This window comes from Hippea alviniae EP5-r (assembly GCF_000420385.1).
GTDB lineage: Bacteria > Campylobacterota_A > Desulfurellia > Desulfurellales > Hippeaceae > Hippea > Hippea alviniae.
The window spans coordinates 84,068-97,715 of sequence record NZ_ATUV01000002.1; the positions used below are offsets into that span (position 1 = coordinate 84,068).

11 protein-coding genes are annotated in these 13,648 nt (G+C 35.4%); 2 read left to right on the forward strand and 9 right to left on the reverse strand.

The window, feature by feature from the left end; translation table 11 throughout:
- Positions 1-57: 57 nt before the first annotated feature.
- Together G415_RS0107130 and G415_RS0107135 are read right to left on the reverse strand one after the other, a co-directional pair.
- A complete protein-coding gene (locus G415_RS0107130) occupies positions 58-2,793 on the reverse strand; it encodes a PD-(D/E)XK nuclease family protein (protein WP_022670982.1) in 2,736 nt (911 codons plus the stop codon).
- Complete coding sequence (locus G415_RS0107135) at positions 2,784-5,783, reverse strand: UvrD-helicase domain-containing protein (protein ID WP_022670983.1); 3,000 nt, start codon at positions 5,781-5,783, stop codon at positions 2,784-2,786. Before G415_RS0107135 ends, G415_RS0107130 begins: the two co-directional genes overlap by 10 nt.
- A 60-nt stretch (positions 5,784-5,843) precedes the next feature.
- Between G415_RS0107135 and G415_RS10155 the strand changes: the two genes are divergently transcribed.
- Complete coding sequence (locus G415_RS10155) at positions 5,844-6,320, forward strand: PaaI family thioesterase (protein WP_022670984.1); 477 nt, start codon at positions 5,844-5,846, stop codon at positions 6,318-6,320.
- On the opposite strand, the gene argJ is transcribed toward G415_RS10155, so the two are convergent.
- The 4 genes from argJ to rplM are packed head-to-tail and all read right to left on the reverse strand — an operon-like array spanning position 6,317 to position 9,407.
- The gene (gene argJ / locus G415_RS0107145; protein WP_022670986.1) at positions 6,317-7,522 is read right to left on the reverse strand and encodes a bifunctional glutamate N-acetyltransferase/amino-acid acetyltransferase ArgJ; all 1,206 of its coding nucleotides are present in this window, start codon (positions 7,520-7,522) and stop codon (positions 6,317-6,319) included. The two genes, G415_RS10155 and argJ, sit on opposite strands and share 4 nt — an antisense overlap.
- The gene (gene argC / locus G415_RS0107150; RefSeq protein WP_022670987.1) at positions 7,519-8,523 is read right to left on the reverse strand and encodes an N-acetyl-gamma-glutamyl-phosphate reductase; all 1,005 of its coding nucleotides are present in this window, start codon (positions 8,521-8,523) and stop codon (positions 7,519-7,521) included. The genes argJ and argC overlap by 4 nt, the downstream gene beginning before the upstream one ends.
- A 56-nt stretch (positions 8,524-8,579) precedes the next feature.
- Positions 8,580-8,969 carry a 30S ribosomal protein S9 gene (rpsI, locus tag G415_RS0107155; protein ID WP_022670988.1) on the reverse strand — a complete coding sequence of 130 codons (390 nt, stop codon included), beginning with the start codon at positions 8,967-8,969 and terminating at the stop codon, positions 8,580-8,582.
- A gap of 9 nt (positions 8,970-8,978) precedes the next feature.
- On the reverse strand, positions 8,979-9,407 hold the full coding sequence (gene rplM / locus G415_RS0107160) for a 50S ribosomal protein L13 (RefSeq protein WP_022670989.1): 429 nt from the start codon (positions 9,405-9,407) through the stop codon (positions 8,979-8,981).
- Between the two features lie 168 nt (positions 9,408-9,575).
- On the opposite strand from rplM, the gene G415_RS0107170 reads away from it, so the two are divergent.
- Positions 9,576-10,571, forward strand: coding sequence for a right-handed parallel beta-helix repeat-containing protein (locus tag G415_RS0107170; protein ID WP_155825470.1), 996 nt, complete (start codon positions 9,576-9,578; stop codon positions 10,569-10,571).
- Here the strand turns inward: G415_RS0107170 and G415_RS0107175 are convergent.
- The 3 genes from G415_RS0107175 to G415_RS0107185 are packed head-to-tail and all read right to left on the reverse strand — an operon-like array spanning position 10,552 to position 13,579.
- Complete coding sequence (locus G415_RS0107175; protein ID WP_022670991.1) at positions 10,552-11,475, reverse strand: tRNA dihydrouridine synthase; 924 nt, start codon at positions 11,473-11,475, stop codon at positions 10,552-10,554. The two genes, G415_RS0107170 and G415_RS0107175, sit on opposite strands and share 20 nt — an antisense overlap.
- Positions 11,472-12,806, reverse strand: coding sequence for a transcription termination factor Rho (gene rho, locus G415_RS0107180; RefSeq protein ID WP_022670992.1), 1,335 nt, complete (start codon positions 12,804-12,806; stop codon positions 11,472-11,474). Before rho ends, G415_RS0107175 begins: the two co-directional genes overlap by 4 nt.
- A gap of 38 nt (positions 12,807-12,844) precedes the next feature.
- Positions 12,845-13,579, reverse strand: coding sequence for a zinc dependent phospholipase C family protein (locus G415_RS0107185; RefSeq protein ID WP_022670994.1), 735 nt, complete (start codon positions 13,577-13,579; stop codon positions 12,845-12,847).
- Positions 13,580-13,648: the final 69 nt, after the last annotated feature.

The following is a 13,648-nucleotide window of genomic DNA, read 5'->3' on the forward strand; positions in this document are numbered from 1 at the left end:
CCTCAAAAGTCAAACACCATTCCAAAAAGATCAAGAAAAAGCAAAAATATTTATTTTTTATCTGGAGTACGGACAAAATCTATTAAAATCACAAAAAGAACAAAACTCCGAAGAAAAAGCACACGGGCTTTGACAATCTTTTACCCTTCTCATCAAAATCTCTAAAACCTTTCTATGAATATCAATATGCTCAGCCTTGAACTCTTCCACAACTCTATCGCTGCTTCCAAGATAGTAAATTTCACCATAAACATTTCTGCTTGCAAATTGTTCTTTGACCATGACCATATAAATAGGCATTTGAATTGAATAATAAATATCATTTACGGTCATAACAAAATCACAACAATCTTCAATCTTCTCAAACTCCAAGCTCTCTATTTTTTTATTTTTATATCCTTGAGAGTGGTATCCTGTTTTGTAATCAACTACCCTGATTTTCCCACCAATCTCATCAACTCTATCCAAAACACCAAAAAGATGCAGAGATTCGCTTTTAAACTCCTTCTCTATATACTTAACTCTAAAATCTTTAAATTTCTTTGATGTTTCTTTAAAGAAGTTCTCAATCCTATACCTTAAAACGACCAGAAGTGCTTTTTTTCTTATCGGCTCCATGTTCTTCAAATAAGCAACAAGTTCTTTTGCATCATTACCTTTCACTATATCAGACAATGTAGTTATGCTTTTAAGATTGCTAAGCATGTTATCCTTTATGGATTGGTATTTTTCAAGCGTTATAATCTCTCCTGTTTCTCTGTATTTTTCAAACTCTTTTTGCAACATTCTATGAATTATAGTGCCAATTTTGTCAGACTCAAACCTTTCACCGAAAAACGTTCTGTTCTCTATCTTTTTTACTCTATGAAGATAGAAAGCATAGGGACATCTTATAAATTCGTTAATTTCAGAAGGAGAAAAGCCTTTCCCTTCTAACTTGTCTTTTATGTAGTTCTTTAAAGCATCTTTATCAATTTTTATATCGAAATTGGAGCTGGTTAGTTTAGGCATGTAAACTCTCGGCTTATCTGATTCACCTTTTAATCCATTTAAAATCATCAACTGCTCGACATACCTGCTGCGTTGACTTTTTTCATCCGATACTGTAGATGTTTTATAAAGAATATGTACTTTTTTTGAAGAATAGACGAGTCTAAAGAAGTTATACCTAATTAACTTTTCTTTCTCGTAAAAAGTTGTCAACCCGAAAGCCTTTTTCAGCTCTTCAGGCAAAAGTGGGTCTATCTTGCCACTCTTTGGCAAAACATTTTCGTTCGCATCAAGCACAAATAGCTCATCAAAACCAAGCATCCTACTTTCAAGCACTCCAAGCACCTGAATACCCTTAAGCGGATGCCCTTCAAATGGTATCTCTAAATCCTCAATGAATTCTTTGATAAAATAATATGCAAAAATAATATCAACATTTATCTCTTTTTCTTCTACAGGCAGATTTTCAATAACTTCTTCAAAAAATAGATTCAATGAATAAAGGTCAAGAACATTTTCTCTTAGAATCCCCATATTTAAATTGTCAAACAAACTCAAAAACGCTTCTTTCAAACCTTTAAAATCATTTATATCTTCAAAAATTTTTACTATTTTCTTAAGGCTTTCAAATCTATTGACATTTACCGAAACAGAAGGGTTGTCGTAAAGATAACTCAATATACGCTCTCTGTTCAAATTCCCAAAATAACGAGTAAAACCTGAGTTTAAGACTCTTAAAAGAAGCTTAGGATTCAAACTTTTAAAATTTCTCCTTTGGGCATCCATAAGCATCTCAAATAAAGATTTTAAAAAACCGCCTAAAGGCGTTAGTTTAAAGGGATATGTTGCCGTTATATTAAGATTTACATCTCTTTTAACAAAGCTTAGAAACGGTAAAATAGCATCATTTTCTGGAGTTACTATACCTATTTTAAAAGGACTCTTCACATCTCCAGTCTTATTAAGTATTTGGGCAACAAATGAAGCTTCCGCATGCCTTGAATTAAATTCGTAAAATTCTATGTGAGTTTCATCTTTCTCACATTTTATCTCTTTAATGCTATTGACCCTAAGCCCTTTTATAAACTTTTCCACAACCCAACAATTATCAAAACTGATATCTCCTATTCTGTCTCTTCCCAAATTATCTGTTTGAACAACCAAAGATAAATCAAATCTATCGGCAATTGAATTTACAAGCCTTATCTCTGATTTCGACATAGAACCAAATCCCGCAAACAGAAAAACATACCCTTCAAAATCCATTAAAAAATCTTCACTTTCCACTATCTCCCCTGCAATTGCAGAAGCTTTGCCTTCAAAAATAACATTTTTGTACTCTCGCTTATATTTTTCAAACAGTTCTTTGAGACTTTCTACTATTTTTATCGCATCTTCGGAAATCTCAACATACTTTATGTTTTCTATACTATCAACAAGCTGCTTATCGAAGTCATTGAACAATTCAGATAATCTCTTAGCCCAAACAAAAGCCTTGCAATCTTTGTTCTCAAACTTATCTCTTATAAGTTTTAGAAAAAATAGCTCTCTTGTTAGTTTAGAGTCTCTTCTTAAATCAGGTCTATAAACAGAACAGAGTTTATCTACGAAGTCGTTAATCGTATAAAGATTGACTTCAAAAATCTCTTCTGGTTCAAGCTGCATCTCTATAAATCTCAACGGCCTTCTATTAGGAGAAACGAAAACAACCTTTTTTTTCTTCTTTAAAATTCTCCTTATCTCATTAACCGAAAAATCTATAAAATTCTTACAAAAATCAACCTTAACAACTTCTAAAGGCATAAAATCTTACTCCTTCTGTTTCTGCAGTAATACAGGATACCTTTTGCATTTTTAAACAGGTTCATGTATCTTCTAAGCTGCCATTCGTGCTCTTCTTTTTCTGCTCCAGTTTTGTACTCTATAACAAAAATATTGTTATCTTTAACAACTATCCTGTCAGGGCGAACTATCTCTCCCTTCTTGTTTACAAACTCCTTCTCATTAAAACACCTATCAAAACCTTTAAAATACAAAGCCAAATCTTCAACCGTATTTTTAAGCAGTCTTAAGACATCTTTTTCTTCGTAACCAAGCAAATTGACTGCTTTTCTATAGGCACCCTCTAAACACTTATCTACATCTTCACCAACAGTATCTATAAAAGAAATAGCTGTATGAAAAAGGTCTCCGATTCTTTTGTCCTTTTGTGATTCATAAATATCCAACACCGGGTCTATTCTGAGTCTATCCCTTATATTGAAGAAAATTCTACTTGAAAGTTCAATACTTTCACGCTCAATAGAAGACTCTCCAAATGTCTCTATTTTTCCAATCTCAAAAGATTCATGCTCTTCAAACTCTCTCATATCATCTTTTAAGACTTCTCTTAAAATGTTTGAAGCAGTAATGTTTTTGGGCATCTTTTTTATCTGCTTTTCTTTATTCATTCTGTATAGTCCGATTATAGCAAGGTTGCTTTGAGCTCTTGTATTCGCCACATACATGAGATTTAAAGCTTCTATAAAATCAACCTTTAACTTCTCACAATAAATTCTTTTTGCATCCTTCACCACACCTTTAAGTTTGAATACATCTGCAAACATAAAGTTTTTAAATTCTCTTACATAAATACAGTCAAATATTTCCTTCTTAGAATCATATATTCTCCAATCGTAAAACGGTACTATAACCGTATGAGCTTGCAGTCCTTTTGACTTATGAATGGTCATAACCCTTAACGCACCAACATTTTCAGGAAGAACTACGGTTGCAGGATTCTCGTAAATATCTTCTATAATCTCTTCAGAGCTTCTCCCTTCGTTCAATCTCTTCAAAATTTCCTCAAGAAGGGTATCTATATAAAGTTTGTTATTCTCATAATCAAAATCAAATTCGGAAAGCAAAAATACAGCAAGTTCATACAAAGAAAACCCTTTTGTTTTATTTGCTATCTCTTCAAAATCAATGCAACCAAACCACTCTTCAGAAGCCTTCTTATACCCATCGTCTCCGTCATAAATCAAAACAGAAATAAGAGTCAGGAGTTTTTTTACTGCAAAATTCTGAGTAAGTATAAGAGAGTCTTCTGTCAGTATATTTACACCTTCGAACTCTTCTGAAATCCATAAAACAACCTTTTTAATATCCTCTTTTCTTCTTAGAAGAATCATAACTTTATTCGGGTCAACCCCTTTATCAAAAAACTCTTTAAGAACAGCAATGAGCTCTCTTTTGTAAAACTCATCTCTATCAAATCCGTCCCTGGGCTCTTCCTTTAGAATAACTTTGACAAACCCTTCTTCTTTTTTAATTCCGTTTTGTCTGACATTTGAATAAACATTCTTAATCTCTCTTAAAATAATTTTCGATTTGTTACACTCCTTAAATACCTTTTCTATCTCTTTTCTTGGCAACTTTTCAGGATTAAAAACCCTGTTGTTAAACTCTACTATATTTTTAGATGACCTATAGTTGTAATCGAGTTTGCTAATGATAGGACTTATAGGAAAGCTATATCTCTTTATACTATCAAAAATTCTGTAATCTCCACCACGCCATGCGTATATTGCCTGCTTTCTATCTCCAACAACAAACAGACTTCCACCTTCAGATAAGGCATTCTCTATCAATGGCTCCATAGCTTTAAACTGCTCCTTAGATGTATCCTGAAACTCATCTATAAGGTAATGATTCACTTTCTCTCCCAATCTCAAAAAAGCATAGCTAACACCTTTATCACTGTTTAGAACTCTCATAATCCTATCTACAATGGTTTTTCCATCTATAACATTAAAATACTCTTCAACTTTCTTTCTATTCTCTTCCCACTCTCTTAAAATCTCAAGTGTGGAGTTTAAAACCTTATAGTTTGAGTATATCTCTCCCATCACATAAGCATCAAACAACTCACATGCTAATTCTTTTATTTTCTTTGTCTCACACCCTTTTTCCAAAGCGTCACTTTTCAAAAGCTCATAAACTCCTTCTTTGCATATATGCTTGAATCTATCTATATTTTTAAAAGCCGTTTCAAAATTAAACAGAAAACCACCTGACCTGACCTTATTACCCTTAAAGCAGTCTTTATTCTTCATTTCTTCCGCCAATTCTTTCAACTTTTCAAAAATTTCTTTTTTTCTTTTTTCTATATCATCAAACATATTTCTGGTTTTACCTACCTTGCTTTTTAGCCAATTTAAAATCTCGTCATCACTCACGGTATTTTCACATGTCTTCAAATCCAATAGAGCAAGTTTTTTTAAAGCCTTTGATATTATCGCAACCCCATCCATACCGTTATCACCGTAACTAAGACGCACTTTAAGAAAATCAAGAAGTTTCTTTTCAAGCTTCTTATCAAGAATCATATTTTCAAAAGCAATATCAAATATCTCATCACTTCTAAAACTTATCTCATAATTCGGATTTATTTGTAAATCAAAAGCAAAAGCCCTCATTATTCTATTCATAAAAGAGTCTATGGTCATAATATTAAAATCATCATAATTCTTAACAATACTAACTAAAAGTCTCACAACTTTGTTCCGAGATATATGTAAATCCTTCCTGTTAACAGAAACGGTTTTATCTATCTCTCCCAAGCTTTTTAAAAAAGCAATAATACGCTCCTTCATTTCAGTTGCAGCTTTATTTGTAAATGTTATTGCCACGATAGAACTTATAAACTTTTCATCCCTTATACCCGAAAGAATGTTTAAATACCTTACCGCGAGCGAATATGTCTTTCCAGAGCCTGCAGAAGCCTCTATAATTGAAAATTTATCTTCCATAAGCTTCTCCTTTATTTTCAAAGTTATTGAAATATTTTAACAATTTTCTATCATATTGCCATGAGAAACTTGCCAAGATACAAAGACTGTTTCGTCTGCGGCAAAGATAACCCAGCCGGTTTAAACATCACATTTAAAACAGACGATAAAAAAGTCTTTGTCAGGACAAAGCTCAAAAAAATTCACGAAGGATACAAAGGCAGGGTTCATGGTGGTGTTGCTGCAGCTTTACTCGATGAAGCGATGGGATGGTCATGCACAGTGATAACAAAAAGGCTCTATTTCACGATAGAATTAACCGTAAAATACAAGAAACCTATTTCTTCAGAAGAAGAGCTCTTCGTTGAAGCTGTAATGATAAAAGAGAAGCACAACATCTGTTTTGCTACCGCAACATTAAAAGACAAGAACAACACCGTCTTAGCTGAAGCTGAAGGCAAATATTACCCAATACCTGAAGACGAAGAAAATAGCGTAATCAAAATGCTGCACCACGAACCGGAAGATAAAAGAGCTGTAAGCAGAGACGACTTCTAAGTGTGATACTCAGCGTTTATCTTCACATAATCATAACTTAAATCGCTAAACCACATGTTGTATGTGCATGTGCCAACGCCCAAGTCAATAAGTATCTTGATCTCTTTATTTTTCATATAATTTTCAACTGCTTCTTTGTTAAAATCAACTTTTTTGCCATAGGCAAATACAAGCTCATCACCTATATAAACCTTAAGTCTATCCACAGAAAAATAGGCATTAGAATAACCAACGGCATCGACAATTCTGCCCCAGTTAGGGTCGCAGCCAAACAGAGCAGTTTTAACAAGCAGTGAGTTTGCAACGCTTCTTGCCACAAGCTCTGCATCTTTTCTTGAGAATGCACCAACAACAACAGCTTCTGCTACCTTTGTTGCACCTTCACCATCTTTGACAATCATCTTGGCAAGATGCGTGCATAGATGAATAAGCTGGTCTGCAAAAAATCTGTAAAGCTCATTCTCTGTATCTATTATCTCATTGTTTGCTTCACATGTCGAGAGTATCAACACCGTATCATTTGTCGAGGTATCACCATCGACGCTTATCCTGTTAAAGGATTTATCAACGGCTTCCCTTAAAGCCATATCGAGCATCTTCTGGGTTATGTTTATGTCTGTTGCAATAAACGCAAGCATCGTTCCCATGTTGGGATGTATCATGCCTGCACCTTTGGCAACGCCACCAATAACAAACGGAACACCGTAAAAACTGCACTTTAACGCATACTGCTTCGTGTATGTATCTGTCGTCATTATAGAGCGAGCAAAACTATCACACTTATCCTTACTCAAACCAAATATCAACTTGTCGTATGAGTCTATAATCCTTTTATAATCAAGGTCTTCTCCAATTATACCCGTTGATGCAACAAAAATTTGATTCTTTTCCAGTTTTAACTTTATGGCAAGCTCAGATACAGTTTTTTCAACAGCTTCTGTTCCGTTAGAGTTGCATGCATTGGCATTTCCACTATTAACAAGCACAGCCCTTATATCGGGCATCTTTTTCATCAGATTTATGTCGTATATGACTGGAGCAGCCTTTATTGAGTTCTTGGTAAAAACAGCAGCAGACACCGTCGGCTTTTCCGAGTATATTAAACCAACATCAACATCCTTCTGCGTAAAGCCGACACCAACGGCTGAAACCCTTATCGCATCAACAAGACAGATTGAACCTTTTACTTCTTCTACTTTCATGGATAGTACGGCTTTAGAATAAGCCCCTCCTTCTGATTAAGATTAAACATAATGTTCATATTCTGCACAGCCTGACCAGATGCACCCTTTATAAGATTGTCGATAACACTTATAACCACAAGCTTTTTAACCCTTTCATCAAACCTGACATAGATATCACAGAAATTCGTCCCTTTAACACTATTGAGTGTTGGCGGTTTATCAACAACCCTTACAAAAGGCGCATCTTTATAAAAATCCTTATAAAGAGCTTTAAAGTCCATCTCTTTTTTTACATCTATATAGATAGTTGACAAAATTCCCCTTTGAATAGGCAAAAGATGTGGTATAAACATAACCCTTATGTTCTCGTTAAACCTTGAAAGCTCCTGCTCCATCTCTGGTATATGTCTATGCCCTTCAATCGAATAAGCCTTGAAATTCTCGTTTACTTCGCAAAACTGTAGGCCCTCTTTTAAGCCTCTACCGGCTCCACTTACGCCAGATTTTGCATCCGCTATAACACTTATCGCATACTCTGCAACAGGTGCAACGCCGAGTATAACACTCGTTGCATAACATCCAGGATTTGCCACTATTTTTGCCGTCTTTACCTTTTCATAATTCAACTCAGGCAATCCATAAACGGCGCTCTCAAGCAACTCTTCAGCTTCATGCTTAACCTTATACCACTTCTCATAAACCGAAATATCTTTAAGCCTAAAATCAGCACTTAAATCTATTACTCTTACATTTCCCTTTAGCTGTTTTGCCACATTCAAAGAGACAGTGTGCGGAAGAGCCAAAAAAACAACATCAAGCTGAGAGATTTTATCTATATCTATCGCTTCAATCTCTTTTTCAAAGACATCGACAAACTCTGGATACACATCGGATATCTTTTTTCCTGTTTCACTTCTTGAAGCAATATAGTCAATCGACACATTAGTATGGCTTAAAAGTATCTTTATAAGCTCAAGACCTGTAAACCCAGTTATCCCTACTATACCAACACTTATCATATCTGCCTACAAAAAAGAAAAAACCCCACAAGCGTGGGGCGGGGGTGTTTAGCTTATTATCTCTTCGACCACTGGAAAGATTTTCTTGCTTTCTTCCTTCCGTATTTCTTCCTCTCTTTGACCCTTGCGTCTCTGGAGAGCAGTCCAAGCGGCTTTAATGTTGCTCTTAAGTTCGGGTCATACTCAACCAAAGCCTTGGAGATACCATGTCTTAATGCTTCAGCCTGGGCCATTATACCACCACCCTTAACGGTGGCATAGATACTTATCTTGCCATTCAAACCAACGAGATTCAACGGATAATAAATCTTCAGCTTTGCTTCTTCTAATCCACCAAAATACTCATCCAGCGTTTTCTTATTAACTGTTATTGAGCCATCACCAGCCCAAATCCAAACCCTGGCAACCGCCGTCTTTCTCTTACCTGTTGCGTAATATCTATCCATTTAACACCTCTAAACTTCTAACTTTATAGGTTTTTGAGCTTCATGTGGATGGTCGGCTTCTGGATAAACTTTAAGCTTTGTTATTAATCTGTTTGAAAGTCTGTTTTTGGGAAGCATACCTTTAACTGCATGAATAATCAATCTCTCTGGAAACTTCTCTCTCATCTTTGCAGCAGTAATAGCCTTCAGACCACCAATATAGCCACTATGTCTGTAATAGACCTTCTGCTCCCACTTTTTACCCGTGAGTTTAACATGTTTCGCGTTTATAACCACAACAAAATCGCCCGTATCAACATGTGGCGTAAAGGTGGGCTTGTTTTTGCCTCTTAAAATATTGGCTATCTGCGTCGCTATCCTGCCCAGCGTCTTACCTTTTGCGTCTATCAGATACCACTTTCTCTTCTCGGGCTCAAATTTTGCCATAAAAGTTTTCATCACACCACTCCTTCGCTCAAATTCCAAAAGCAAATGCCTTTATACTGAAAATCTTAAGCCTTGTCAAGCGTTTTTGGTGTTTAAAATAAAGAAACCACATTTAACTCTTTCTTGATAAAAAGATTTAAGAACTACCTCCTTATTCAAAATTTGAATATAATAATAACCATGCAAGTAGAAAAAAAGTTGACTCTAAGGAACTACTCAATAAAGGAAAACCTAACAATCGAAGATAAAGATGTAGAATTAATTAATTGCGATATACATGGCACAATGATTTTAGAAAATTCAAAGTGTAGGATAGAAAATTGTACTTTTACCAAAGACAAAGAAGAAATTTTATATCCGAACATATTAATTCTAAATTCCCAAGTCCAAATAAACAATACCCTTATCTTGAAAAGTAAAAATTCTCATGGCATAGAAGCAGAAAACAGCTGGATAAAAATCAGAAACATAACAGTTAAAGAACTTGAAGGCTGCGGAATAATACTTACCCAAAGTGTTTTCGATATAGATACTGCAACGCTAACCCAGAATGGCTCTGAAGAGAGTGAATTTTCCCAAATTTACATAAACAACTCGAAGGGCAGAATCAAAAATTCATCTGTAGCAAACTCAATTAACTCAAACGGTATTTATATAACAAACCAGTCGCAGATTGAGATAACCAACACCAATATATGTTGCAACCCAAGAAATGGAATTGCAATAGACGAATACTCATCTGTTAGTTTGACAAAGTGTAATATTAAAAGAAATGGCGATGAGTACAATGAGACTATTCAAATATGGGTTAATAATTCTACTTTAGCAGCAAAGGAGTGCAACATAGAAAATGGTATTTGCGGCATCTATATACAAAAGGGCTCAAATGCAGAGATTACAGATTGTAAAATCTCAAACAATTTAGGCGGAGTGTGTATATTTGAAAGTTCAACTGTATTAATTAACCAATCAACAATATTAGAAAATCTTAACAGACCACAAATCTGGGCTGAAAACTCAAAACTAAAACTTTACAACTCGACGATACATGCAAATCAGAAAATTTTACTGTTTGCAGAAAACTTAAACCTTTTGGAAACAAAAGGCTGCAACATACCAAAAGACAGATTATCTATCAAAGATTGTCGCAATGTGATTATTGAATCATATCGATGATATCGAATGCTTCATTCAAACTCTCTGCATGATTTATCATATTGTTGAACTTTTTGACATTTGGATAACCCTTTAAATAAGCATGGAAAAATTTTCTAAACTTCACAACGGCTTTCTCTTTCCAAAACTCTTCCATGTAAATCAGATGCCTTTTCATTATTTTCTTGATGTCTTCAAGACTTCTTTTAGAATCCTGCATGTTTAAAAAATCTTCAAAAATGTAAGGCTTTCCTATTGCCGCCTGGCCTACCATAAAAAACTCACACCCTGTCAATCTTTTAACCTTCTCAAGTTTTAAAAAAGAGTCTATTCCGCCATTTGCGACAACAGGAATCTCTAAGGCATCCCTAACCATTGCTATATGCTCATAATCAGGTTCACCTTTAAAAAACTGGGTTTTTAACCTTGCATGAATCGTAATAAAGTCAACACCCAAATCCTGAAGTCTCAAATACAAAGATAAATCATTGGGCTTGTCAAAACCCATTCTCATCTTTACAGAAACAGGTTTTTTTATCTGTTTTTTTAAAACCTTTACAATTTCAAAAAGCCTATCTGGTTCCTTAAGCAGATAAGAGCCAGCTTTAATCTTCAACACCTTAGGTGCAGGACATCCAGCATTTATGTCTATGCAATCGCAAAGTCCTTCAAGTTTTTTAGCAGTAGAAACAAACAGTTCAGGTTCAGACCCAAACAGCTGAATGCAATAGGGAACATCAGAAACATCTCTCTCTATGAGTTTGAAAGTCTTTTTGTTGTCGTAATAGAGAGCATTAACGGAAATAAGCTCACTAAATGTCAAACCGCAGCCAAACTCTCTGCACAATTTTCTAAAGGGTTTATCCGTATAGCCAGCCATAGGTGCTAAAAAATAGGGAGACTTTACATCAAAGGGAAGCTTCATCCACGATTCATCGAGTCCAAAAACTCTTTATTACTCTTCGTTTTAGACAACTTATCAAGTAAAAACAGCATGGCGTCTATATCGTTCATCTCAAGCAAAATCTTTCTCAAAATCCAGATTCTGTTAAGCTGGTCTCTTGGAACGAGCAGCTCTTCCTTTCTTGTTCCAGAACGCGTTATGTCTATGGCAGGGAAGATTCTTCTGTCTGATAGGCCCCTGTCTAAGTGAAGCTCCATATTACCCGTGCCTTTAAACTCTTCAAAGATAACATCATCCATTCTTGAACCTGTATCTATCAGAGCCGTTGCGATAATTGTTAAACTTCCGCCATCTTCAACATTCCTTGCGGCACCAAAAAACCTTTTTGGTTTCTGAAGTGCGTTAGAGTCAAGTCCACCGCTTAAAACCTTGCCAGATGGTGGTATAACAGAGTTGTAAGCCCTTGCAAGTCTTGTAATAGAGTCAAGCAGTATCAACACATCATAACCCTGCTCAACGAGCCTTTTTGCTCTTTCAAGCACAATTTCCGCAACCTGTATATGATGCTCTGGAGACTCGTCAAATGTCGAACTTATTACTTCAGCCTGAACAGACCTTTTCATGTCCGTAACTTCTTCAGGTCTCTCATCAATCAAAAGCACGATAATAATTATTTCGGGATGATTTTTCGTTATACTATTTGCTATATTTTGAAGCAGCATCGTCTTACCTGTTCTTGGTGGAGCAACAATCAATCCACGCTGACCCTTTCCAATAGGTGTTATTAAATCCATAACACGGGATGATAGATTATCTGGCGTGGTTTCAAGTTTGATGCGCTCCATAGGATACAAAGGCGTTAAATCGTCAAAATTCTTTCTCTTTATCGCTTCTTCCGGAGATTTGTAATTTATTTGCTCAATCTTTAAAAGGGCATAATACTTCTCATTCTCCTTTGGAGCCCTTACCTGTCCGTAAACATAGTCTCCCGTTTTAAGTCCAAACTTCTTTATCTGACTTGGAGAGACATAAATATCGTTATGGCCTGCAAGATAGTTGTTCTTAACAGACCTTAAAAATCCAAAACCATCAGGCAGAATCTCCAAAACGCCTTCACCTTTCATCAAGCTTACAATCTGCGGTTTGGTCTCTTTTTTCTCTTCAGTTTCAGTTTGACTCTTCAAAGGTAATTCTGGCTGAGTTTTATTCTCCTTCTTTGTCTCCATTCTTTTTAAAATCTCCTCTATAAGGTCGTTTTTTCTTTTTATTGTTGTGGGAATACCCAAACTTTTTCCAATCTCAACAAGCTCAACAAGTTTCTTCTTTGTCAGAGTTTCCCTGTCAAAACACATAAAATCCTTCTCTCCTTTTTTTATGCTATTTTTTCGTTTTATTCGCTAACTGCATCCAGCTTTAAGACGGGGGAATCTTCACCTTTTAAAAGAACATTCACGGCAAATTTCTCAGATAAAGAGACATACTCCTTTATTGATGATACATCCACGGTGAAAAACTCCATAATCTTGGGATTGAAAAGAACCCTTTGCAAACTCTTTCTGCCCAAAGAAGCCCTAACCATACCTTTAAAGATTAGTTTGCTTACGGTAAAGCTGAATAAAACACTATCAACCCTGTTTTTGAATTGCCCATCTAAATCAGCATTATACCTTGATAAAATCCTTTTTGCAAGCTCTTTGTATGAGACATCGCTCAAAGAATCCGCAACAAGCTCAATGTATGTATGCTTTAAATTTTTACGCTTATCTTCCATTCCCTTTACGATTATGCCATGAGCTACAGCATCTGCTGCAAGATGGGTTAAATACCCACAGGCAAACGCTTTCTCTCTATCGCTTTTTGCTCTTTTTAGTAAGTCAAAACCAACAGACCAGTTGTGAGAGTGCTTATCCTTTGAAGAGAAACTTTTGCCAACTATAAAATCAGGTGCTAATGCTCCATAAAGGTATTCGCTTAAGTTTGCAAACAGAAGCATTTGAAGATAATTGGGAAGCTCTCCAATGGCATTTAGCGAAACACCTATGTGAACAGCAGGACCCCATGCAAAACTCACATCTGGAATTATAACAATAAACAGAGCGGTAAACACGATAAGCAGCGCAGACATCACTTTTATAATACAACCATTTTTTTGAAAAAGTCAAACAAAATCGTTGAAAAAAGAAAAATTTATGGT

Excerpts from the sequence above, each read along its gene's own strand:
- G415_RS0107130 (WP_022670982.1), bottom strand. The coding sequence starts at position 2,793 with ATGCCTTTAGAAGTTGTTAAGGTTGATTTTTGTAAGAATTTTATAGAT.
- G415_RS0107135 (WP_022670983.1), bottom strand. The coding sequence starts at position 5,783 with ATGGAAGATAAATTTTCAATTATAGAGGCTTCTGCAGGCTCTGGAAAG.
- G415_RS10155 (WP_022670984.1), top strand. The coding sequence starts at position 5,844 with ATGAGAAACTTGCCAAGATACAAAGACTGTTTCGTCTGCGGCAAAGAT.
- argJ (WP_022670986.1), bottom strand. The coding sequence starts at position 7,522 with ATGAAAGTAGAAGAAGTAAAAGGTTCAATCTGTCTTGTTGATGCGATA.
- argC (WP_022670987.1), bottom strand. The coding sequence starts at position 8,523 with ATGATAAGTGTTGGTATAGTAGGGATAACTGGGTTTACAGGTCTTGAG.
- rpsI (WP_022670988.1), bottom strand. The coding sequence starts at position 8,969 with ATGGATAGATATTACGCAACAGGTAAGAGAAAGACGGCGGTTGCCAGG.
- rplM (WP_022670989.1), bottom strand. The coding sequence starts at position 9,407 with ATGAAAACTTTTATGGCAAAATTTGAGCCCGAGAAGAGAAAGTGGTAT.
- G415_RS0107170 (WP_155825470.1), top strand. The coding sequence starts at position 9,576 with ATGCAAGTAGAAAAAAAGTTGACTCTAAGGAACTACTCAATAAAGGAA.
- G415_RS0107175 (WP_022670991.1), bottom strand. The coding sequence starts at position 11,475 with ATGAAGCTTCCCTTTGATGTAAAGTCTCCCTATTTTTTAGCACCTATG.
- rho (WP_022670992.1), bottom strand. The coding sequence starts at position 12,806 with ATGTGTTTTGACAGGGAAACTCTGACAAAGAAGAAACTTGTTGAGCTT.
- G415_RS0107185 (WP_022670994.1), bottom strand. The coding sequence starts at position 13,579 with ATGTCTGCGCTGCTTATCGTGTTTACCGCTCTGTTTATTGTTATAATT.